At 59.9% G+C, this 19,859-nt stretch carries 24 protein-coding genes and 1 tRNA gene; 18 read left to right on the top strand and 7 right to left on the bottom strand.

The genetic code is table 11. From position 1 onward, the window contains the following. Positions 1 to 4 precede the first annotated feature (4 nt). The 5 genes from IEX57_RS12060 to IEX57_RS12040 all read left to right on the top strand — a co-directional run bounded on the left by IEX57_RS12060 (position 5) and on the right by IEX57_RS12040 (position 3,818). The gene (locus IEX57_RS12060) at positions 5 to 1,174 is read left to right on the top strand and encodes a class I SAM-dependent methyltransferase (RefSeq protein WP_188704622.1); all 1,170 of its coding nucleotides are present in this window, start codon (positions 5 to 7) and stop codon (positions 1,172 to 1,174) included. A 77-nt stretch (positions 1,175 to 1,251) separates the two neighbouring features. Beyond that, positions 1,252 to 1,328 (top strand) — tRNA-Met (locus IEX57_RS12055). A 340-nt stretch (positions 1,329 to 1,668) separates the two neighbouring features. Next, positions 1,669 to 2,787 carry a hypothetical protein gene (locus tag IEX57_RS12050; protein ID WP_188704621.1) on the top strand — a complete coding sequence of 373 codons (1,119 nt, stop codon included), beginning with the start codon at positions 1,669 to 1,671 and terminating at the stop codon, positions 2,785 to 2,787. A gap of 85 nt (positions 2,788 to 2,872) precedes the next feature. Then, on the top strand, positions 2,873 to 3,310 hold the full coding sequence (locus IEX57_RS12045) for a hypothetical protein (RefSeq protein ID WP_188704620.1): 438 nt from the start codon (positions 2,873 to 2,875) through the stop codon (positions 3,308 to 3,310). A 295-nt stretch (positions 3,311 to 3,605) separates the two neighbouring features. Then, positions 3,606 to 3,818: a DUF4287 domain-containing protein gene (locus IEX57_RS12040; RefSeq protein WP_188704619.1), complete on the top strand. Its 213-nt coding sequence runs from the start codon at positions 3,606 to 3,608 to the stop codon at positions 3,816 to 3,818. Between the two features lie 12 nt (positions 3,819 to 3,830). Here IEX57_RS12040 and IEX57_RS12035 read toward each other — a convergent pair whose 3' ends face one another. Continuing rightward, a complete protein-coding gene (locus tag IEX57_RS12035; RefSeq protein WP_188704618.1) occupies positions 3,831 to 4,445 on the bottom strand; it encodes a YdeI/OmpD-associated family protein in 615 nt (204 codons plus the stop codon). A 477-nt stretch (positions 4,446 to 4,922) separates the two neighbouring features. On the opposite strand from IEX57_RS12035, the gene IEX57_RS12030 reads away from it, so the two are divergent. Beyond that, on the top strand, positions 4,923 to 6,467 hold the full coding sequence (locus tag IEX57_RS12030) for a methyl-accepting chemotaxis protein (protein WP_188704617.1): 1,545 nt from the start codon (positions 4,923 to 4,925) through the stop codon (positions 6,465 to 6,467). On the opposite strand, the gene IEX57_RS12025 is transcribed toward IEX57_RS12030, so the two are convergent. After that, complete coding sequence (locus tag IEX57_RS12025; protein ID WP_188704616.1) at positions 6,464 to 7,030, bottom strand: dihydrofolate reductase family protein; 567 nt, start codon at positions 7,028 to 7,030, stop codon at positions 6,464 to 6,466. The two genes, IEX57_RS12030 and IEX57_RS12025, sit on opposite strands and share 4 nt — an antisense overlap. A 35-nt stretch (positions 7,031 to 7,065) precedes the next feature. Next, positions 7,066 to 8,031 carry a GGDEF domain-containing protein gene (locus IEX57_RS12020; RefSeq protein WP_188704615.1) on the bottom strand — a complete coding sequence of 322 codons (966 nt, stop codon included), beginning with the start codon at positions 8,029 to 8,031 and terminating at the stop codon, positions 7,066 to 7,068. Between the two features lie 203 nt (positions 8,032 to 8,234). Here IEX57_RS12020 and IEX57_RS12015 point away from each other — a divergent pair, with 203 nt between their 5' ends. Next, positions 8,235 to 9,332 (top strand): HD-GYP domain-containing protein, encoded by a 1,098-nt coding sequence (locus IEX57_RS12015; RefSeq protein WP_188704614.1) that lies wholly within the window; start codon positions 8,235 to 8,237, stop codon positions 9,330 to 9,332. Between the two features lie 55 nt (positions 9,333 to 9,387). Here IEX57_RS12015 and IEX57_RS12010 read toward each other — a convergent pair whose 3' ends face one another. Beyond that, positions 9,388 to 9,570 (bottom strand): hypothetical protein, encoded by a 183-nt coding sequence (locus IEX57_RS12010; protein WP_188704613.1) that lies wholly within the window; start codon positions 9,568 to 9,570, stop codon positions 9,388 to 9,390. A 292-nt stretch (positions 9,571 to 9,862) separates the two neighbouring features. On the opposite strand from IEX57_RS12010, the gene IEX57_RS12005 reads away from it, so the two are divergent. The 11 genes from IEX57_RS12005 to lnt all read left to right on the top strand — a co-directional run bounded on the left by IEX57_RS12005 (position 9,863) and on the right by lnt (position 18,589). Continuing rightward, entirely contained in the window at positions 9,863 to 10,081 is a 219-nt protein-coding gene (locus tag IEX57_RS12005) for a hypothetical protein (RefSeq protein ID WP_188704612.1), read from the top strand. A 171-nt stretch (positions 10,082 to 10,252) separates the two neighbouring features. After that, the gene (gene kdoO / locus IEX57_RS12000) at positions 10,253 to 11,125 is read left to right on the top strand and encodes a Kdo hydroxylase KdoO (protein WP_188704611.1); all 873 of its coding nucleotides are present in this window, start codon (positions 10,253 to 10,255) and stop codon (positions 11,123 to 11,125) included. Between the two features lie 17 nt (positions 11,126 to 11,142). Further along, on the top strand, positions 11,143 to 11,409 hold the full coding sequence (locus tag IEX57_RS11995) for a GlsB/YeaQ/YmgE family stress response membrane protein (RefSeq protein ID WP_188704610.1): 267 nt from the start codon (positions 11,143 to 11,145) through the stop codon (positions 11,407 to 11,409). A gap of 227 nt (positions 11,410 to 11,636) precedes the next feature. Next, on the top strand, positions 11,637 to 11,978 hold the full coding sequence (locus tag IEX57_RS11990) for a hypothetical protein (RefSeq protein ID WP_188704609.1): 342 nt from the start codon (positions 11,637 to 11,639) through the stop codon (positions 11,976 to 11,978). Then, positions 11,975 to 13,327, top strand: a complete 1,353-nt coding sequence (gene miaB, locus IEX57_RS11985; protein WP_188704608.1) for a tRNA (N6-isopentenyl adenosine(37)-C2)-methylthiotransferase MiaB — start codon at positions 11,975 to 11,977, stop codon at positions 13,325 to 13,327. Before IEX57_RS11990 ends, miaB begins: the two co-directional genes overlap by 4 nt. A gap of 30 nt (positions 13,328 to 13,357) precedes the next feature. Then, entirely contained in the window at positions 13,358 to 13,840 is a 483-nt protein-coding gene (locus IEX57_RS11980) for a NanQ anomerase/TabA/YiaL family protein (protein WP_188704607.1), read from the top strand. 20 nt (positions 13,841 to 13,860) lie between these two features. After that, positions 13,861 to 14,502: a UPF0149 family protein gene (locus IEX57_RS11975; protein ID WP_188704606.1), complete on the top strand. Its 642-nt coding sequence runs from the start codon at positions 13,861 to 13,863 to the stop codon at positions 14,500 to 14,502. A gap of 83 nt (positions 14,503 to 14,585) precedes the next feature. After that, positions 14,586 to 15,614: a PhoH family protein gene (locus IEX57_RS11970; protein WP_188704605.1), complete on the top strand. Its 1,029-nt coding sequence runs from the start codon at positions 14,586 to 14,588 to the stop codon at positions 15,612 to 15,614. After that, a complete protein-coding gene (gene ybeY / locus IEX57_RS11965; RefSeq protein ID WP_188704604.1) occupies positions 15,611 to 16,099 on the top strand; it encodes an rRNA maturation RNase YbeY in 489 nt (162 codons plus the stop codon). The genes IEX57_RS11970 and ybeY overlap by 4 nt, the downstream gene beginning before the upstream one ends. A gap of 73 nt (positions 16,100 to 16,172) precedes the next feature. Further along, on the top strand, positions 16,173 to 17,042 hold the full coding sequence (locus IEX57_RS11960; RefSeq protein ID WP_188704603.1) for a CorC family transporter: 870 nt from the start codon (positions 16,173 to 16,175) through the stop codon (positions 17,040 to 17,042). A gap of 41 nt (positions 17,043 to 17,083) precedes the next feature. Beyond that, positions 17,084 to 18,589, top strand: coding sequence for an apolipoprotein N-acyltransferase (lnt, locus tag IEX57_RS11955; RefSeq protein WP_188704602.1), 1,506 nt, complete (start codon positions 17,084 to 17,086; stop codon positions 18,587 to 18,589). Here the strand turns inward: lnt and IEX57_RS11950 are convergent. From IEX57_RS11950 to IEX57_RS11940, 3 genes are read right to left on the bottom strand one after another with little or no spacing between them, the layout of a single operon-like run. Beyond that, positions 18,512 to 19,063 carry an RDD family protein gene (locus IEX57_RS11950; RefSeq protein ID WP_188704601.1) on the bottom strand — a complete coding sequence of 184 codons (552 nt, stop codon included), beginning with the start codon at positions 19,061 to 19,063 and terminating at the stop codon, positions 18,512 to 18,514. The genes lnt and IEX57_RS11950 overlap by 78 nt on opposite strands. Beyond that, positions 19,063 to 19,494, bottom strand: a complete 432-nt coding sequence (locus tag IEX57_RS11945) for a DUF3106 domain-containing protein (RefSeq protein WP_188704600.1) — start codon at positions 19,492 to 19,494, stop codon at positions 19,063 to 19,065. The genes IEX57_RS11950 and IEX57_RS11945 overlap by 1 nt, the downstream gene beginning before the upstream one ends. Then, a complete protein-coding gene (locus tag IEX57_RS11940; RefSeq protein ID WP_188704599.1) occupies positions 19,461 to 19,853 on the bottom strand; it encodes a DUF3619 family protein in 393 nt (130 codons plus the stop codon). Before IEX57_RS11940 ends, IEX57_RS11945 begins: the two co-directional genes overlap by 34 nt. Between the last annotated feature and the right edge of the window lie 6 nt (positions 19,854 to 19,859).

Genomic DNA, 19,859 nt, shown 5'->3' with positions numbered 1-19,859 from the left:
CCTCATGACCGTCCCGCAACTTCCGCCCGCCACACCCGAAGCTCTGGCCGCCAGCCAGCAGCTTGTTGAACGCATCAAACAGGCCATCGATCACGCGGGCGGCTGGCTGTCGTTCAGTGATTACATGCGCATGGCGCTGTATGAACCGGGGCTGGGTTATTACTCGGGCGGGGCCACCAAATTTGGTGAAGCCGGCGATTTTGTCACCGCGCCAGAACTCTCCCCCCTGTTTGGCGCCTGCGTCGCCACCACCGCCGCCCAGGTCTTGCAGGCGCTGGGGACAGGCGACGTGCTGGAATTTGGCGCCGGCACCGGCAAACTGGCCGCGCAGGTCCTCACTGAACTGGAACGGCTCGATACCCTGCCGCGCCACTATTACATTGTTGATCTCTCGGCGGAACTGAAAGAGCGCCAGCGCAATACCCTGTACACGCTGGTGCCGCACCTGGCCGACCGCGTGATCTGGCTTGATACCCTGCCTGTCATGTTCAACGGCATGGTGCTGGCCAATGAGGTCCTGGACGCCATTGCCTGCGCGCTGGTTTACCGCAACGACAACGGCGCCTTGTTCGAGCGCGGCGTGATCTGGCGTGACGGCGCACTGGCCTTCGAAGACCAGCCCATGAGCCACGGCACCTTGCACGATGCCGCCGCCGCACTGGACTTGCCGGACGACTACCTGAGCGAAATCCAGCCAGAACTGCCAGGTTTCATGGCCAGCGTCGGCAACATGATCGAACGCGGCGCCGCGCTGTTTCTTGATTACGGCTTCCCGGCCATCGAGTACTACCACCCGGAACGCCGCCAGGGCACGCTGATGGCGCACTACCGCCACCACAGCATGGCCGACCCGTTCTACCTGCCCGGCCTTGCCGACCTGACCTGCCACGTGGACTTCTCTGCCGTGTACCACCACGCCGACGCCCACGGCCTGCAGCTGGAAGGCTATGTCTCGCAAGCGCAGTACCTGATCAACACCGGCCTGACCGCCCGCCTTGCTGCCGTCGGCGCGGAAAACGTCAAACAATACGCGCCGCTGGCCTCTGCCGTGCAAAAGCTGACCAGCCCGTCTGAAATGGGCGAACTCTTCAAAGCCATGGCGTTCTCTCGCAACCTGGCCCTGCCCACCCTGCTGGCCGGCTTTGAGCGCGGAGACGACTCCTACAAGTTGTAAATCAGGGAGTTGCGGAATATTTTTGCAAAGCACGCTTGACAGTCAGCGCTTCGCCCTTCAGAATCGCCGACTCTCATGGCTATGTAGCTCAGTCGGTTAGAGCACAGCACTCATAATGCTGGGGTCACAGGTTCGAGTCCCGTCATAGCCACCAGAATTTCTTTACCGGTTTACCGGTAAAGTACGACAAACCCCGCTCAGCTTCGGCTGGCGGGGTTTTTTGTTTTCTGACCCCGTCCATACGCATCCGCGTAGCCAGTTATTTTGGTGGTGCACCTGGGAGTATCGTTTTGTACTCCGCAGATAGCGCAATGTCCCGCCAGACCAAGCCCCCCCCCACACCCCTGTTTAGCCTCCGCAATTAATTCATAGCCCCGCCAAAACAAAGACTTGATCGGCGGCAAACCACCAATATTGCTTCTGTTAAACGATGGGCAGCTGATTGATGCCGACCTGGCATCGGTAACCCGAACGGTCAAACAGGTGCGTGCTCCATGGTTCCCAAGCAAGCCAACCTCGCTTTTCAGCCATTTGGTCTGGAACTGATCCCGATGAACGAACTGGAGTACGAGCAAGCCCCATGGGTTGAACAGCCCTTTTTTGCCTGGTGTAAATGCGAGCGGGCACTGCTTGATGAGGCCTACCAGGAACACTTTCATCATTGGCGTATCCGCGGAGCAGGAGACGCTGTTAAAGCCATCATGCGGTACAAAAACTACACGCGTGAGGCGACACGTGACACATTGAAGCAAGCCATTGAAAACGGCGATTGGGTACTACTCAACCGCGACGTATTCAGTTCCGCCGTACACTGGGTTGAAGACAAAACTGATTCTGAAGGCGGTCATTGGGCGTTGGCTCCGTACCAGTTCGGCTTTTTCGCGTCAAACCTTGAACGGCAACTACACCGGCGTTATCGCAGGTCCGCTTATGGCCCAGGCGGGATGCTGCCACGCTCCGCACCGGCGCCTGTGACCACGCTTGCGGAGGAACCTGTTGGCACCCAACGTATCCCGCCAGTCCACCCACCAGTTACACCCAAAGAATTTGAAAGCGGACTGGGGAGCGATGTTGACAAGCTGATTGCCAAATCCCCGGTACTTCAAAAGCAAGTCGGGATACTCAAGGGCCAGAAGTGGGACATTGTCTATGGTCCGGCAGGTTCTGGTTCAATGGCAAACCAGACTAGCCCACGATCCATCACGATTGACGGCTCCCAAAAAGGCGATCCCCTCGCCACTGTACAGACACTTTCCCACGAGGTCGGCCATGCCAATTACAGCATTGTTCCCGACTATTCATCGAAGGACGCTTATGTCAACGGTGCACTAGCCGATGAAGGCGCTGCCACGATGAACAACATCCTGGTACAGCGCGACGTACTCAACCATGGCGGCCCCGATATCGGCATCGCAGGGAATGCAGCAAACGCCCCTGCCTACAACGCTGCATATGACCAATATCTGAAGACAGGGGACATCAGTAGTACTCGGTCAGCCATCGGTCAAATCTACGGCAACGGGGAAATCTCGTCGGTTTCCAGTAATGGGGCCAGAGTGAACTACAGGACCTATTACGGGAATTGGTATGAGGCAAACTTTGGTACCAAATAGCCAGACCCAAAAGCTATGGAGTGCAGCCACAATACTGTTACTGCTGACAGGCGGCTGCTCATCCCCAACAACCATGAGTAAAAAAATGGACTCGACACCGACCACAATCTGGCAGTTAAGTCAGACGCTGAAAGACGCAATGCCCATAAGCAAAACGCAACTCGAACGCGTTCTAGGCACCAAGCTGGTAGACGGCAACACCAACGAATATGTCCAGTTCTGGAAAAACAGTGCGGGCTCCGCAGTGCAACTAGAAGACGGCATAGAAGTGTCCCGCATCGATCTGCGTATACATCGGACCTACCGTGACAGAGTTTCCCTTGGCTTGTACATACAAGGGAAGTGCATTTCCCTGCAAGAAGTACGGGCACGCTACCCGGACATGCAGTTACGCTACCCGCCCAGGCCTGGCATTACCTTTACCGGATATGCAGTAGACACCCCTTGGGGAGAAATGAATTTCAGCATCTCTAACGAGGAGCCACGTTGCCTGGTTTCTGTCGGGTTTGGTACCAACCCGTAACAGGCAACCACCGGATTGCTTCCCTCCATCCGCCCGCCTCAACTCGTGAGTCACCACGGAGCGATCGTTTCATATGCGAAACGCCAGTTTGCGGATTCCGCAACGGGACGCATCAGCATGCAGACACGGCTATTTCACTTCAAAACAAATCAGTAGCCGGGAAACAGCCAAGCGCAACCATCCGCTACATAGAAGCCCTACCCCGTTTTACGCGGCGGGGCTTTTTATTGCTTGCCTCGCGCGCATGGCCGGGCTATCCAGATGACGATAATCCGCAGTCGAGTAGAAACCGCACATGTCCGACGAACAAAAAGTCAAAGGCCCTGCTTCGTATTTTCCGTCCATCGAGAAAACCTATGGCCAGCCCGTCAGCCACTGGCTGGGTTTGCTTGATGGCATGACCGGCAAGAAGCATATGGAGATGGTGGCCGCGCTCAAGTCTGAACATGGTCTGGGGCATGGGCATGCCAATGCTTTGGTCGCGTACTGGCGGGCGCAGCAGGCGTAGCGCGCAAGTGGGTTAGCCGGCCGCTTTGCCGGTTTTGCCGGGCGGATGGAGCGCCTCGCCCCGTGCCAGCATGGCGACATACTGCGCAATGCGTTTGGCGCGCGTCTCTGCCCGTCTGGCGTCGTTGACCCGGTAAATGATCGCAAAACGGTTAGCCCGATCAAGCGCTGCAAAGAAGTCCTGTGCGGCGGGGTTCAGCGCCAGCGCGGCCGCCAGGTCATCTGGTATTTCTGCTTTGGCTTGCGAGAGATAAGCGGCCTCCCAGCGGCCATCCGTTTTTGCCGCGTCGATCTGGGCCTGCCCTGCCGGTTGCAGGCGGCCCGCTTGTGCCAGCCGCTCTGCCGTCTCGCGGTTTTTGGCAGACCACTTGCTGGCGGCCCGGCGCGGGGTTAGCCGTACGATGAAATAATGCTCGTCCAGCCGGCCTAACTGGCCATCAATCCAGCCACAACACAGCGCCGCCTCGATCGCATGTTCCTTGCTGATGGTCGGCATTGGTGCGCCGGCCTTGGCCAGCCGCAGCCAGAAGCCTTTGGCATCCAGTGGCTGGCCCGCCAGGTGTGCCTCAAGATCTGCGGCGGTGGCGAAGGTGAGGACTGGCTCGTTCTTGCTGGTCAGGTCAGACATGGTTTTCCTGTCAACGCGGTGCGCCTCAGCCCGATCCATGTTGCAGCTGGCGCAAAAAAAAAAACGGCGGAACCCGGTGGAACTATCACCGGCACGCGCTGCCAACCGTTGGTCCGGCCAGGCTGGCAGGGGTTGGATGACACCTCGCAGCCGGGGTTTGCGGGCATGCCCGGCATGAAAAAACATCCCCATTATAAGACCCCACTTTGCCCTTGCCCGTCAGTCAGCTTCCTGCATGTTCCTGCTATTTGCAGTGCGGCCAAGCCAGGCTAAACCGATATAAAGCACCCACGTCTGCGTAACGCGTGGTCGCCAAAAAAAGGGAGAACACCTCATGGGCAAACCTGCCTCATCTCATCGCACCCGTCACATTTTGCTCTGGCTAGGTCTTGCGGCCTGGGCCGGTATTTCCGTGGCGGTCCTGGTCAAAGGCGAAGTGAAAGACCTGATTCCTGGCGGTTGGTGCCGGAGCGTCAAATGAACGCGCGCACCCCGGAAGTCCGCGCGTCGGCGCGGCAGACCACCGCCAATCTGTTAAGCACATTGCGCGGCACTTCTGACCGCATTTTGCTGGTGGTCAATACGGCCTACTGGGTGATCACGCTGATCCAGTCTTTCATTGTCGGCCGCATGCTGGCCGTGTGGGTGGTCGGCCTGCCGGCTGTGCTGATCCCGTATCTGGTGGCGCTTAACCAGCGGGGGACGCTGATAGCCCGCTGCACCGTGGCCACGGCGCTGATGCTGCAGGCCATGGTGTCGATCGCCACTTCCAACGGTGCCATTGAGGCGCACTTTGGCGTGTTCGTCGTGCTGGGGTTGTTGCTGGCGTATTTTGACTGGCGGCCAATCGTCGTGGCGGCTGCGGTCATTGCCGTGCACCACCTGGTGCTCAATTTCAGCGCCGCCATGGGCATGAGCCTGGTGCTGTTTCAGGAAGGGCCGTCGTTCAGCCGCGTCTTGATCCACGCGGGCTACGTGGTGGCTGAGGCCGGCATGTTGTCATGGCTGGCGTTCCGGATTGAAGGCTCGCTGCGGGCCAGTGCGTTTATGGATCACTTTGCCGCCAGCGCGGCGCAAGGCGATCTGACCCTGACTTTTCCGCCCCGACTGCTTGAGATCAGCCCGATGCTGCGCTCAGGCAAGATCATGCAGACCAGAATGACCGAAGCCCTGCAGGCGGTTCAAGGCACGGCCGGCACAGTGGCGGAGGTAGCCGGCAGTCTTAGCAATGACAGCGCGCGGCTGGAAGCCGGCGTGCAGACACAGGTTGATGAAACCGCGGCCATGGCGGTGGCCTTGCAAGAGATCAACCAGGGCATTGCGCAGGTGACGCGTGATGCCAACGAGGCCAGCAGCGCCATTCTGGCCGCCGTGGACATGGCCTCCGCTGGCGAGGCCGCCAGTGTGGGCGTCAACGAAGACTTGAATGCCATCAGCCAGACCATCCACGGCGTGGCGGAACACATCGACGTGCTCAAGAAGAGTACCGATGAGGCCATGGCGATTGTCGATCTGATCAAGGAAATTACCGAACAGACCAACCTGCTGGCGCTGAATGCGGCGATTGAGGCGGCGCGCGCTGGCGAACATGGCCGCGGCTTTGCGGTGGTGGCGGATGAAGTTCGCAAACTGGCGTTCAAAACCACTGAGGCCACGGTGTCGATCCGCGATTCCATGAATGCCATCGCCCAAAGCATGGACGGCACGCACGATGCGGTGGTCAGCGCGCTGGATAAAGTCAGCCACGGGCTGGAAAAATCCGGCACGGCGCGCAGCACCATTGCAGAAATGGCGCAGAACACCAGCGCCACGGAAACCACGGTACGGGAAATGGCCGCCGCCCTGCAGCAGCAATCGCAGTCTGCCACCATGGTGGCACAACGGCTGGATCGCGTGGCCTCGCAGGCGCATGCGGCGCATCAAACCTTGTCGGAAGTGGCAACGCAGATTCAGCGGCTGAAATCACAGGCAGATGATCTGAACACCCACACGCAGTTTTTCCGGATCAGTACGGCCGGTTAGTGCGCCGGCTGGTAACACAGCAAGACATTGCCGTTGGCAAAGTTGCGTGAGCGGGTCAGTTTGAGAGGCACCGGGTGGGTCAAGCCTTCAAAAATGGTCCGCCCGCCGCCCAGCACGACCGGATTGACCGACACCTGAAACTCGTCGATCAGCCCGGCCTGGGCCAGTTGCACAATCAGGCTGCCGCTCCCCAGAATGCACATGTCTTTGCCGGGCAATTGTTTTTGTTCGCGCACCCAGCTCACCAGATCAGTCTTGATGAGTTGCGTGTTGTGCCAGTCCACCCGCTCCAGCGAGCGCGAGAACACAGCCTTGGGCAGGCTGTTCATATAGCGGGCAACCAACGGATCATTGGCAGCGGCCATGGGCGTGGGCCAGTAGCTGACCATCAGCTCGTAAGTCACCCGCCCGAACAGCAACAGCGCCTCGCCCGCGACGTTATCCGCCACGAAGGCATTCCACTCTGCATCCTGGGTGTCGTGGTGCGCCCAGCCGATATCACCATCACCACCCGCAAAATAGCCGTTGACGGTCAACTGGATAAACGCGATCAGTCTGCGCATGACAGATCCTTGAGTCCTTGCAACACGGGCCGCGCCTACCGCTTGCGCAGCGCCTGCTTGTGGGCATACATGGCGGCATCCGCCTCGGCCATCAGGGCCGCAAACGCCTCGTGGCGGGTGGCATCAAACGCGGTCACACCGACACTGAAGCGCAGATCATACCCGCGGTTCAGCCGCAGATTCAGTTCGTCCAGATTGTGTTGCAATCGCGCGATGATTTCGAGCGCACGACTCTGGTCGGCATCGTTGAGCAAAGCCACAAACTCATCGCCGCCCAGTCGGCCCACTGCGTCACTTTCGCGCAGGCCGTGCCGCAAGAAGCCGGCAAATTCAACCAGCGCCCGATCACCCTCGGCGTGACCATACAGGTCATTGATCTCTTTGAAGTCATTCAGATCAAAGAACAGCAAAGTGGCCGGTTTACCCATGCGCCGGCAAACACCCAGGGTATAGGTGGCGAGCGCTTCAAAGCCGCGCCGGTTCACAAGGTCGGTCAGTTCATCAAGCGTGGCCAGTTGCTGGGCGATCAGCTCTTGCTCGGCAATGCGCCCCAGATCACCCAGCAGCCCGCGCTCTTCATCATTGAGCAAACGCGGGTGCTGATCCATCAGGCATAAGGTGCCGACGCGCATGCCGTTGTCGGTGGCCAGAGGGTAGCCGGCATAAAACCGGATATAAGGTGGCCCGACGACCAGCGGGTTATCGGCAAAGCGCGGGTCTTCAAAGGTGTCCGGGATCAGAAAAATCGCGTCATCCAGAATGGCGTGACCGCAGAAGGAGGTCTTGCGCGGGGCCTCGCTGTCTTCGCCCTCAGCGCCGGACTTCATCCACAACCGGTCGGCATCGACCAGGGTAATGAGGGCGATGGGCACGCGGAAAATGCGTTTGGCCAGCCGGGTCAGCCGGTCAAACCGCTCTTCCGGCGCGGAATCCAGAATACTGAGCGATCGCAGCGTAGCCAGCCGGACCGATTCATCCGGTGGCATGGCGGGTGCAAGCATCGGCATTCCTTTGCACGGTATCTGAACCTGGCCCAAGCATAGCGCACCGGTTCTGGCTTGCAGCACAAACCACCCCGGCCAATGGGCCCAAGGGTCAAAAACGCGGCCAGCATGCCTTTTTACCCTGCAAGCTTTGGCAGATCTGCGCTGCCGCTATTGGCATCCGGCGCGCGATTGCATATATCGATAAAGAGCACGGACAGATGACACGGCCCCGCAAGGCCGGGCAGTCCGCCGAACGCACCATTGCGCCGGGTTCCATTGTGAAACTTTATCTGCCTGATCACATTTTCATCCGCAACCGGGTGGTCCAGCACGGGGAACTGGATTTTCGTCTGGAACCCCGCTTCATGGACTCGCTGACGGCCAGCGCGCGGGCTGATGCCAGCGGCACCGTGCCCGCCATGGCGGACTACGCCTTGCTGGAGGTCATTGCACTGGCCCAGCATCTGGGGCCCTTGCTAAGACAAGCGCCAGGGCGGCTGGCGCCAGAGCAGCTCACGCCGATCGTGGAGCGCATCAACGAGATCGCACAACGCAGCCCGGATGGCTGCATCGCCGCCATTGTGCTGTGCCCGTGGGTGGACTACGCCGCGCATCACGCCATCAACACCGCGCTGCTGGCCTGCCGCCTGGCGCGCATGCTGGGTATGCCGGATGAAGAGCGCGACACCTTGATGCTGGCTGCAATGACCATGAATGTGGGCGCCGTCGCCCTGCATAACGAACTGGCCATCCAGGAAGCACCCTTGAGCACCAGCCAGCGGCAGGTGTTGAACGCGCACCCGCTGATCAGCTCATGCCTGTTACGCGCCGGCGGCTTTGACAACCGGCGTTTACACACGCTGGTCCTGACCCACCATGAACGGCTGGATGGCCGCGGCTACCCGTTTCATCTGCGCGGCAGCGAGATCGACCCGCTGGCCCATACGCTGCATGTGCTGGATATCGTCATCGCCAAGCTGATGCCGCGCAGTTACCGCAGCCGTTTGCCGGCACGCCAGGCGCTGGCGCAGGTGTACGCGCGGGCGCGTGAGCAGATGGATGGCAACCTCACCACGCAACTGGTCAAACTGTTCGGGGTGTACCCCAGCGGCAGTTTTGTGACGCTGCAAAATGGCCAGACCGGCCTTGTGGTCAAACAGACCGAAGCAGCGGGCAAGCCGCTGGTGGCCTTGCCGGGCAATCCGGGCGAGCCGATTGATACCACCGAACCTGGCCGCAAGATCACCGAGAGTGTGGCCTCACAACCCGGCCTGCGGCATTTCCCGTCATTGGTGCCGTTCTGGCCGCTGAAATGAAAAACCCCGCAAACGGTGCGGGGTTTTGTGAGCATTGCAACAACAAGTGGCGGTTTCAGAAATCGCCAATCTCGGCGGAACGACGCGTCTCCAGCATATCTTCCAGTTGCCGACGACGCAGGGTCTTGGCCCGGTTTGCGCTGGCGATGGCTTCTTCGCTGGGCCCGCGCCGCTTGGCTTGCGGCTTGTCGGCTCCGCCTTCACCGGCTTGTTTGGCAAGGACTTCATCTGCATTCATGGCATTACTCCCCTTACAAGACAAACTGTCATTTCATATTGAGAGACGTCTGAAAGTATCAGTAACTATTGCCCATCAACATATTTGACAAGGCAACTTGTGCGCATTATCTTGCGCACTCTGACTCAGTCAGGTGCAGTTCCAGGTATTCCTTGTTGTACTTCTTTCCCGGCTTCAAAACCCGCAAGTTCTGACGTACCCCACCCCGAAGCTCCTGTCACCAGTCAGTCTCCAGACGATCATCCGCTCTGGAAAAGCAAAATACATACCGACTTTTGAAAAGGAGCCCATCGTGGCCAATCTCAATCATTTCGACTTCAACATCGAAGTCCGCCCTGTCACCATTGGCGCCGGCCTGAACGGCTGGTACCAGATCGTCCGCTGTGAAGGCGACCGCCGCATTCCGGTTACCGACTGGCTGCGCGTTCCCGGCAAACCGGCCGGCATCGTGCACCATGCGGTCCGTTCTGCCCGGCAATCTGCCAATGCGCATCTGACGCGGCTGGGCTAATCCAGCAGAGTACCATTTTCTGCAGTCAAAATCCTGTCAGCTTGAGTGCTTGTTGCACCGTCAGCGAGCGCCGGACATGCTGACGGGCGCAGTGGACGACTTTTGTCACCTCCAACCCAGGCTGACGATTGTTGTACCATGCGGGTCTGAACATCAATGGATAGCCATGCCATGACGAGCCAGATCATCACCGTCAACCAGATCCGTCCACCGTTTGATCCGCCGCGTGAAAGCCTGCTGGCTGCTGTTGAAGCGGGCCAGGTACTGTTTTTCCCGCAGAGTGGTTTCACTGTGGCAGAGACGGAACAACGGCTGCTTGATCCGGCCATTGCTGATCCGGAGCGCAAGAACATCAGCCTGGATCAGGCCAGTGGCAAACTCCATGGCGTGCTGGGCGGTGCCGACAATGAAAACGCGGTGCGCGCGCTGATTTCCCGTTATTACCAGACGGCCGATAACCTGGTGCGTGACCTGTTTCCGGAATACACCGGCAAACTCAGAACCGCGCCGACCAGTTTGCGTCTGCACCGCGTGGAAACCCGCCAGACCTCCTGGCGCAAAGACGACAGCCGCCTGCACGTGGACGCCTTTCCGTCGCGCCCCAATTACGGCGAGCGCATCTTGCGCGTGTTCACCAATATCAACCCCAAGGGCGAGGCGCGCGTCTGGCGCGTGGGCGAGCCCTTTGGCGATATGGCCAGACGCATGCTGCCGCGCGTGCCGCGCCAGTGGCCGGGCTCTGCTGCCTTGATGGCGGCGCTCAAGATCACCAAGCGCCCGCGCAGTGCCTACGACCACATCATGCTGCATCTGCATGACGCCATGAAGGCAGACCTTGCCTACCAGCAAGACTGCCCGCAAGAAACCATGCCGTTCCCGCCGGGCTGCATCTGGGTATGTTTTTCTGACCAGACCTCCCACGCGGTGATGTCGGGTCAGTTCATGATGGAGCAAACGTATTTCCTGCCGGCCAGCGGTATGGCCGATCCGGGCCGCGCGCCGCTGGCCACGCTGGAAAAAATCACCGGCCGCGCGCTGGTTTAAGGCGTAAAGGAAGCAACGTGGGCTGGATCTTCACCCTGCTGATCGGCGCGTTTATTGGCTGGATTGCCGGCAAGGTCATGGACACCGGCCACCAGCAAGGCTGGGTGCTCAACATGCTGATCGGCATTATCGGTTCTGCATTGGGCCGCTGGTTGTTTGGCGATGTGCTGCATATCGGTGCGGCCTGGCGGGCGGGGCATTTCTCGCTGGCGGGCATCGCTTTTGGCGTGCTGGGCTCTGCCGTGCTGATTGCCATCCTCAAATGGCTGGGTGTTTTGCGCTGATACCATGGCGCCGGCCTTGCCGCCTGAGCGGGCTTCATGCGCCATCAGTCAGGAAAACTGCAGCAAATACGCAGCAAAATCCCCTGAACGTCGGCTAAACGCTAAAGTCGAAAGTGGATGCAGCGATGTCATACTGGCCCGCCGCGCACCCTCCTCGTCCGGCTCGCTTTCAAAGCGCCCGCCAAATTGCTAAAATTGTCTGTTTTTCAACGGGATAAGACACACCCATGAAGAAGTCGTTTGCCGTTGTACTTGCCGTACTGACCCTGTTTGCCTCTGCCCTGGCGCTGGCTGACCGCAATTTCCCGGCCAATGGCCAGTTGGGCGTGCTCAACAGCTACCGGGTTGGCGCGCTCTCCATTGATGACACCGACCGCAATCCGGCGGCGGCTATTCGCGTGTATGGCACCAACAACCTGATCGTACCGGCGCAGCAAGTCCCCAAGGATGTGGACATCTGGTACACCACCGAGGCCAACGGCAACGTCTGGAAAATCTGGCTGTTGACCCCGACTGAACTGAAGCAGCAAGAAGCCGTTATCAAGCAACAGAAGAATTCCCAGCAATGACCAAGAAAGTATTCATCAAAACCTTCGGCTGCCAGATGAACGAGTATGACTCGGACAAAATGGCAGATCTGCTGGGCGCAGCCGAAGGCATGACCAAGACCGACAACGTTGAAGAAGCGGACGTGATCCTCTTCAACACCTGTTCCGTGCGCGAAAAGGCGCAAGAGAAGGTGTTCAGCGATCTGGGCCGGGTCAAGCATCTGAAACAGCTCAAGCCTGATCTGGTGATCGGCGTGGGCGGCTGCGTGGCCAGCCAGGAAGGCGAGCACATCGTCAAACGCGCCCCGTATGTGGATGTCGTGTTTGGCCCGCAAACGCTGCACCGCCTGCCGGGCATGATTGCCGAGCGCCGTTCTTCGGGCAAAAGCCAGGTGGATATCTCCTTCCCGGAGATCGAGAAGTTCGACCACTTGCCGCCCGCACGCGTGGAAGGCGCCACGGCGTTTGTGTCGATCATGGAAGGCTGTTCCAAGTTCTGCTCGTTCTGCATCGTGCCGTATACGCGCGGTCAGGAAGTCAGCCGTCCGTTTGAAGATGTGCTGGCCGAAATCGCCGGTCTGGCGCAGCAAGGCGTGAAAGAAGTCACGCTGCTGGGCCAGAACGTGAACGCCTATCGCGGCCGCATGCTTGATGGCGACGAAGACGACATCGCTGACTTCGCCATGCTGCTGGAATACGTGCACGAAGTGCCGGGCATCGAGCGCATTCGCTACACCACCAGCCATCCGCGTGAAATGACGCAACGCATTGTCGATTGCTACCGCAAGCTGCCCAAGCTGGTCAGCCACCTGCATCTGCCGGTGCAAGCGGGTTCTGATCGCGTGCTGGTGAACATGAAGCGCGGCTACACCACGCTGGAATACAAGTCACTGATCCGCAAACTGCGTGAAGCGCGGCCGGATATCTGCCTGTCGTCTGACTTCATCGTGGGCTTTCCGGGCGAGACCGAAGACGACTTCGAAAAGACCATGAAGCTGATCGATGACGTTGGTTTTGACGCCAGCTTCAGCTTTATCTACAGCCGTCGCCCGGGCACACCGGCCGCCGATCTGGCCGATGACGTACCGGAAGACGTAAAGACCAAACGCCTGTTGCGCCTGCAAGCGCGCATTCAGGAGCTGGCCGACGACGTGAACCGCAATATGGTGGGCACCGTGCAGCGCGTGCTGGTGGAAGGCATCAGCCGCAAGGACAGCAAGCAGCTGGCCGGCCGTACGGACAACAACCGGATCGTCAACTTTGATGGCCATCCGCGCCTGGTGAACTCGTTCGTCAACGTGCGGGTCACAGCTGCATTGCCTCATAGCCTGAAAGGCGAGATTGTCACCGTTGAAAGCGTGACGCTCTAAGCCTGGTTTCACATTTGCGCGACATGCACCATGATTCTGAGTGATCTCTCCAGTTGGCAAGACCGGCGCGGGTATTTTCCCGCCCCGGTAAACACGGCGCTTGCAGCGCTGGCCGGGCTTGATCTGGCCAGTATGGCTGCCGGCAAATACCCGCTGGACCATGAAGGCATGTTCTTCATGATCCAGACCCCGCTGACCGCCCCGGCCGGACAACACCGGCCGGAAGCGCATGTTGAACATGTGGATATCCAGCTGGTGCTGTCGGGCACCGAGCGCTATGGCGTGGCCCGGCGGGGCCAGTCAGGTGAATCGGTGATTGAAAATCTGTGGGACAAGCACGATATCGCTTTCTTTGCCCCACCCGCGAATGAAGCCTTTTTTGACCTTGGGCCCGGCATGTTCGCGGTGTTTTTCCCGGATGACATTCACCGCCCGTGTTGCCAGACGCAAAACGGACCGGAACATGTCCGCAAGGTCGTTGTGAAAATCCATCGCAGTCTGTTTGAGCTGTGATTACGGCAAGGAAACCTTGAATGCCCTCTCCTAAAGACAACGAATTGCTCGCCACCCTGACCGAAACCGAACTGGACGAACTGGCGACGTTCCTGGAGTCTGACGCCGCGCCGATCCAGTCCATGGATATCTCCATGCTGCACGGTTTTCTGACCGCACAGCTGGTCGGCCCTGAAGAACTGGCGCCTGATTCCTGGTTTGGCCTCGTCTGGGGCGAACACGGTGAAAAACCGGAATGGGAAAGCCGCGCGCAGCAAGAACATATCGAAGGCCTGATCCTGCGCCTGTACAACCACCTGACTGACGAACTCAACGCCGAGCCGCCGTCATTCACCCCGATGGTGTACCTGGATCAGGAGCGCAATCTGGATATCGTGCAGCAGTGGTGCTACGGCTTCATGCTGGGTACCTCGCTCAACCAGCGCGGCTGGCAGCCGATGATGGACGACGAAGACGCCGTCCAGCTGATCTCGCCGATTCTGGACTGCGCCGATGAAGATGCGCGCAACCAGGCGCAAGCCGAAGGCGAAGACCTGGCCCAGTTTGAACACAATCTGGCCGCGGCCCTGCCGGAGGTGATCCCCACCATCCGCGAATACTGGCAAGAGCAAAGCGAAGCGCGCGCCAGCCGCCCGGGCCGTGGTAACCGCACGCGTCACTAAGCACCGGTTCCAGGGCCGCTGACCGGGCATGGCTGCATGGCCTGCCCGGCCATCACCCTTTTGTTGTGGAAAACAGACTCACCTTGAATACGCAAACCGTCTCTTTTACCCCGGTCGATAATCGTCGGCTGGCCAATCTTTGCGGCACGCTTGACGAGAACATCAAGCAGATCGAAACCGCACTGGACGTCACCATTGCCCGCCGCCAGGAGCACTTCAAGGTGTCCGGCCCGGGCAAGAAAGTGGAGCTGGCGATCACCGCGCTGGAACACTTCTACAACGAGGCCGATGAAGCCCTGGAGCTGGATGACATCCAGCTGGGCATCATCGAGCTGTCCAATCCGGCCGAATACGACGGCACGGAAGACGGTGCCACCCAGTTGCGCACGCGCCGCTCTGATCTGCGCGGCCGCACGCCGCGCCAGACGCAGTACATCCGCGCCATTCAGGAACACGACATCACCTTCGGCATTGGCCCGGCCGGCACCGGCAAGACCTATCTGGCCGTGGCGTGTGCCGTTGATGCGCTGGAGCGTGACCTCGTCAAACGCCTGGTGCTGGTGCGCCCGGCGGTAGAAGCGGGCGAGAAGCTGGGCTTTTTGCCTGGTGACCTGGTGCAGAAGGTCGATCCGTATCTGCGCCCGCTGTACGACGCGCTCTACGATCTGATGGGTTTTGACAAGGTCACCAAGCTGTTTGAAAAGGGCATTATCGAAATCGCCCCGCTGGCCTTCATGCGCGGCCGTACGCTCAACCATTCGTTCGTGATTCTGGACGAAGCGCAAAACAGCTCGCCGGAACAGATGAAGATGTTCCTGACCCGGATCGGCTTTGGCTCCAAGGCAGTCATCACCGGCGACCCGACGCAGGTGGATTTGCCCAAGAACCAGAAATCCGGCCTTGTTGACGCCCAGGAAGTGCTGGCCAATATCCGTGGCATTGCGCTGCACTACTTCACCAGTGAAGACGTGGTGCGCCATCCGCTGGTGCAAAAGATTGTGGATGCCTATGACAAGGCCACCCGCCAGCGCGAAGTCGAAGCCGCCCAGCGCAAGGCCGAGCGTGAGGCCCAGAAGCGGGCCGAGCAAGCCGCAGGTGGCCAGACCGAATGAGCAAGAAACTGAAACTGGCGCTGCAGATTGAATCTGCCGCCGCCGGCATCCCGCCCAAAAGCCAGCTCAAAACCTGGGCAGAGGCGGCGTTGCGCCCCAATGTGAAGCAGGCAGAAGTCACCGTGCGCGTGGTGGACGCCGAAGAAGGCCAGACCCTGAACCGCGAGTATCGCGGCAAGGACTACGCCACCAATGTGCTGACCTTTACCTTTGATGAAGACGGTGACATGCCGGAGATTCCCGGCCTGCCGCTGATGGGCGATCTGGTGCTGTGCGCACCCGTAGTCGAGCGCGAAGCGGCGGAACAGGGCATCACCCTGGAGTCGCATTACTGCCATTTGCTGGTACACGGCTTGCTTCATCTGCAGGGCTTTGATCATCTTGAGGATGATGAAGCCGAAGAGATGGAAGCGCTGGAGAGCCAGATTGTCATGTCTTTGGGTTATGATGACCCGTATCGCCTCGATGAGGAAATCGACGAATAAACCGCAGGTGAACCTTGTTTTACCGGTTTTTTTCGTCGATTTTGCTTAAAGGCATCAAGGAGCAATCACATTTATGGACGAGGCCTCACAGCCTTCCACGTCGCACAAGCCCTCCTGGCTTGAGCGACTGACCCACTTCCTGCTGCGTGAACCTGAAGACCGCGGCGAGCTTGTAGAAATCCTCCACTCCGCTTTTGAACGCCATCTGCTGGACGCTGACGCGCTGGCCATGATCGAAGGCGTTCTGAACGTTGGCGACATGCAGGTGCGCGACATCATGGTGCCGCGCAGCCAGATGGATGTCATCGACATCTCCACCCCGCTGGATGAATTCGTCCCCTTTGTCATTGAAACCGCCCACTCGCGCTTTCCGGTGATCGACGGCGGCAAAGACAATGTGCTGGGCGTGCTGCTGGCCAAGGATCTGCTGCGCTATTACGCGCTGGATGAAGAGTTCGACCTGCGGGACATGTTGCGCCCGGCGGTGTTCATCCCGGAATCCAAGCGTCTCAACGTACTGCTGAAAGACTTCCGCAACAACCGCAACCACATGGCGATTGTGGTCGATGAATACGGTGGCGTGGCCGGTCTGGTGACCATTGAAGACGTCATGGAACAGATCGTCGGCGATATCGAAGACGAATACGATTACGACGAATCCGAAGACAATATCGTGCTGGACCGCAAGGGCCACTGGCGCGTGAAGGGTCTGACCGAGATCGGTGATCTGAACGAAGCGCTGGGCGCGGATTTCACCGATGAAGAGTTCGATACCGTCGCCGGCCTTGTGACCAGCAAGTTTGGTCATGTGCCCAAGCGGGGCGAGACCATTGCGTTTGAAGGTTACCGCTTCCAGATCGTGCGGGCCGACAGCCGTCGCGTTCACAGCGTACTGATCGAAAAACTGCCTGAAATCACCGCGCCGATTGGCGAAGAAGACTGACCCGGCGCCCCGGCGCCTTGCCCTACCCAGAAATAACAACCATGCGATTTTCTTCTCTGCGTGCCGGGCAAAGCGCCCTGATGGCCGCCGCCGGCGCCGTGACTGTGTTTGCCTATGCACCGGTCCGCGCCTTTGCCCTGATGTGGCTGGGCCTGGCGGTGCTGTTTGTGTTTGCCGGCAAGGCTGAATCCGGCAAACGCGCCGCCTGGCAAGGTTATGCGTGGGGCCTGGGTTACTTCTGCGCCAATATCTACTGGATCTTCATCAGCCTGCACACCTTCGGCGGCATGCCCGCCTGGATGGCCGCCGGCTGCGTATTCCTGCTGGCCATGTATCTGGCCCTGTTCCCGGCGCTGGGCGCATGGCTGGGGTACAAGCTGGGTGGCAATTCCTGGCGGCGCATGGCCATCAGCTTGCCGGCCGCATTCATGCTGAGCGAATGGCTGCGCGGCTGGCTGTTTACCGGCTTCCCGTGGGCCACCGTCGGCACGTCACAAATCCCCATGACGCCGCTGGCCGGTTATGCGCCCATCATCGGCGTTTATGGCGTTGGTCTGATCCTGGCGCTGTCCGTCGGCGGGCTGGCCGCTTTTGCGCGCAAACCGGCCGCCTGGGCCGGGGTGCTGGCGGTGTGGCTGGCGGGCTTTGGCTTGTCGTACGTGGCCTGGACCCAGCCGGTTGGCAAACCGGTCAGCGTAAGTCTGGCTCAGGGTGCGATCCCGCAGGATGAAAAATGGGCGCAGGCCCATTACCTGGATAATCTGCGCATCTATCTGCATCTGACGCGCGAGGCCAAGGGTGACATCGTCATCCTGCCGGAAACCGCCATCCCGTCTTTCCTCTCTGACACGCCAGACTGGTATCTGGATTATCTGCGCGCCGCGGTCGAGCCCCGCGCGCTGGTGACCGGCGTGCCCCTGAGCGGGCCGCACAAAGAGGAGTACTACAACTCGGTCATGCTGCTGACCGCCCCGGACATGCCGCTCTACAGCAAGCACCACCTGGTGCCGTTTGGCGAGTTTGTGCCGGTGCCGGCGCTGTTTGGCTGGATGTACCACTATCTGAACATGCCGCTGGATGGCTTCACGCCGGGCGCGGCCAAGCAGGCACCGTTCAAGATTGGCCCGACCACCCGGCTGGCGCCCAATATCTGTTACGAAGACGTGTATGGTCGCGAGATCATCAACGCACTGCCGCAAGCCACCCTGCTGGTGAATGTGTCCAACCTGGCGTGGTTTGATGGTTCCTGGGCAGCCTGGCAGCAAACCCAGATGTCGCAGGCGCGTGCGCTGGAAACCGGGCGCTGGATGCTGCGCGCCACCAATACCGGCATGACGGCGATCATTGATGAGAAAGGCCAGTTGATCAAGGTGCTGCCGGAACGGCAACGGGCGGTACTGGAAGGCACGGCGCAGAACTATACGGGAGAAACCCCGTATGCACGCTGGGGCGACTGGGCGGCGCTGGCCTCAGGCGGTCTGCTCTTGCTGCTGGCGTGGCTGTCTGGGCGCAAAGACAAGGCGCGTGCCGGCAAGGCGATCGTGTAAGAACTGTTTGTCGCCATCAAACCAGGCCCAGGCAAACGGGATGATGCACCAGGCCAGCGAGAACTGCGCCCAGGGCAGCCATGCTGCATCCAGCCGCACCATCAGCCACAGTGGGATCACCGGCGCAAAGCAGATCAGCGCAATCACAAAACGCACCAGCACCGCGCGCCAGCACAGACATTCACCCGTCACGCTTTCAAGGCGGATACGCCAGGTTTTCATGGCCAGCGTCTGCCCGCCGCGTTTCCAGCACCAGGCAAAATAGCCAAACATGGTGATCAGCAACCAGACAAAAGACAGGTTGCGGGCCCAGGGCAAATGGGAAATCTGATCGACCGGCAAACGGGTCAGCAACTGGAACAGGCCCTGAAACAGCGCGCCAGCCAGCAGCAATACCGGGATCAGCAAGAGAAGTTCATAGCACCACGCAAACAGGCGGCGCCACCAGCCGGCACGACCCGCCAGGCCCGCCATCAGTGCTTGGCACCCGCAGCATGCGCCGCGCCATTGGGATGCGGTGCGGCGCTGGTGGTGGCATTGGTGTGCTGGATGAGTTGCTGGCGTTGCGCCGGGCTCATGGCCTTGAACTTGCGATAGTTCTCCCGCGCACGCTCGCGCTCTTCATGCGACATGCTGGCCCACTGGCCAATCCGGTCGCGCACGCGGTCTTGCTGTTCGGGGGAGAGATTTTCGTAACGCCTGGCCACGCGCATGAGCGTGGCTTTGGAGTCATCCGGCAACTGGTCCCACTGACCTGCCACCGGTGCCAGCACTGCACGCTGTGCCGGATCAAGCCCGGCCCATTCGGCCGGATCGGCCCAGGCGGCAGGCGCAAGCAAAAGGGCCGACAGCAAGGTGCCGGCAACGAGGATCAGTCGCGTTCGGTAGCTGTGGTATTGGACCATTGTTCAAACCGGGTATCGATAAAAGTATCCAGCGGCACTTCATCGGCCAGCATCTGGACATCGACGGCAGTGCGCTCGGCTTCGACGCTATGCACCTGCACCTGCCAGGCGGCACTGAAAGCCAGCAAGAGGGCAAAGGCGACCCCGGTGCTCCAGGCGGCCGGATGGGCGTGCCATTTTTCAGAGAACCAGTGGGAGGCGCCGGCAAGCCGGGTAACCAGCACGGGACGACGCTGTATTTCAGCCGCGCGCGCCACCGCCCGCTGGCGGGCTGCCGCAAGGCGAGCCTCTACCCTGGCGCTGACCGGTGCCTGATCCAGCACCGTTTTCACTTGTCGACCAAAATCGCGTTCGTTCATAGACGG

Source organism: Silvimonas iriomotensis, from assembly GCF_014645535.1.
Lineage (GTDB): Bacteria > Pseudomonadota > Gammaproteobacteria > Burkholderiales > Chitinibacteraceae > Silvimonas > Silvimonas iriomotensis.
This window is presented reverse-complemented; position numbering and strand designations above follow the sequence as displayed.

What these genes read in the sequence shown, in the direction of transcription:
- IEX57_RS12060 (WP_188704622.1), top strand. Translation starts at nt 5, where the DNA reads ATGACCGTCCCGCAACTTCCGCCCGCCACACCCGAAGCTCTGGCCGCC.
- IEX57_RS12050 (WP_188704621.1), top strand. Translation starts at nt 1,669, where the DNA reads ATGGTTCCCAAGCAAGCCAACCTCGCTTTTCAGCCATTTGGTCTGGAA.
- IEX57_RS12045 (WP_188704620.1), top strand. Translation starts at nt 2,873, where the DNA reads ATGGACTCGACACCGACCACAATCTGGCAGTTAAGTCAGACGCTGAAA.
- IEX57_RS12040 (WP_188704619.1), top strand. Translation starts at nt 3,606, where the DNA reads ATGTCCGACGAACAAAAAGTCAAAGGCCCTGCTTCGTATTTTCCGTCC.
- IEX57_RS12035 (WP_188704618.1), bottom strand. Translation starts at nt 4,445, where the DNA reads ATGTCTGACCTGACCAGCAAGAACGAGCCAGTCCTCACCTTCGCCACC.
- IEX57_RS12030 (WP_188704617.1), top strand. Translation starts at nt 4,923, where the DNA reads ATGAACGCGCGCACCCCGGAAGTCCGCGCGTCGGCGCGGCAGACCACC.
- IEX57_RS12025 (WP_188704616.1), bottom strand. Translation starts at nt 7,030, where the DNA reads ATGCGCAGACTGATCGCGTTTATCCAGTTGACCGTCAACGGCTATTTT.
- IEX57_RS12020 (WP_188704615.1), bottom strand. Translation starts at nt 8,031, where the DNA reads ATGCTTGCACCCGCCATGCCACCGGATGAATCGGTCCGGCTGGCTACG.
- IEX57_RS12015 (WP_188704614.1), top strand. Translation starts at nt 8,235, where the DNA reads ATGACACGGCCCCGCAAGGCCGGGCAGTCCGCCGAACGCACCATTGCG.
- IEX57_RS12010 (WP_188704613.1), bottom strand. Translation starts at nt 9,570, where the DNA reads ATGAATGCAGATGAAGTCCTTGCCAAACAAGCCGGTGAAGGCGGAGCC.
- kdoO (WP_188704611.1), top strand. Translation starts at nt 10,253, where the DNA reads ATGACGAGCCAGATCATCACCGTCAACCAGATCCGTCCACCGTTTGAT.
- IEX57_RS11990 (WP_188704609.1), top strand. Translation starts at nt 11,637, where the DNA reads ATGAAGAAGTCGTTTGCCGTTGTACTTGCCGTACTGACCCTGTTTGCC.
- miaB (WP_188704608.1), top strand. Translation starts at nt 11,975, where the DNA reads ATGACCAAGAAAGTATTCATCAAAACCTTCGGCTGCCAGATGAACGAG.
- IEX57_RS11980 (WP_188704607.1), top strand. Translation starts at nt 13,358, where the DNA reads ATGATTCTGAGTGATCTCTCCAGTTGGCAAGACCGGCGCGGGTATTTT.
- IEX57_RS11975 (WP_188704606.1), top strand. Translation starts at nt 13,861, where the DNA reads ATGCCCTCTCCTAAAGACAACGAATTGCTCGCCACCCTGACCGAAACC.
- ybeY (WP_188704604.1), top strand. Translation starts at nt 15,611, where the DNA reads ATGAGCAAGAAACTGAAACTGGCGCTGCAGATTGAATCTGCCGCCGCC.
- IEX57_RS11960 (WP_188704603.1), top strand. Translation starts at nt 16,173, where the DNA reads ATGGACGAGGCCTCACAGCCTTCCACGTCGCACAAGCCCTCCTGGCTT.
- lnt (WP_188704602.1), top strand. Translation starts at nt 17,084, where the DNA reads ATGCGATTTTCTTCTCTGCGTGCCGGGCAAAGCGCCCTGATGGCCGCC.
- IEX57_RS11950 (WP_188704601.1), bottom strand. Translation starts at nt 19,063, where the DNA reads ATGGCGGGCCTGGCGGGTCGTGCCGGCTGGTGGCGCCGCCTGTTTGCG.
- IEX57_RS11945 (WP_188704600.1), bottom strand. Translation starts at nt 19,494, where the DNA reads ATGGTCCAATACCACAGCTACCGAACGCGACTGATCCTCGTTGCCGGC.
- IEX57_RS11940 (WP_188704599.1), bottom strand. Translation starts at nt 19,853, where the DNA reads ATGAACGAACGCGATTTTGGTCGACAAGTGAAAACGGTGCTGGATCAG.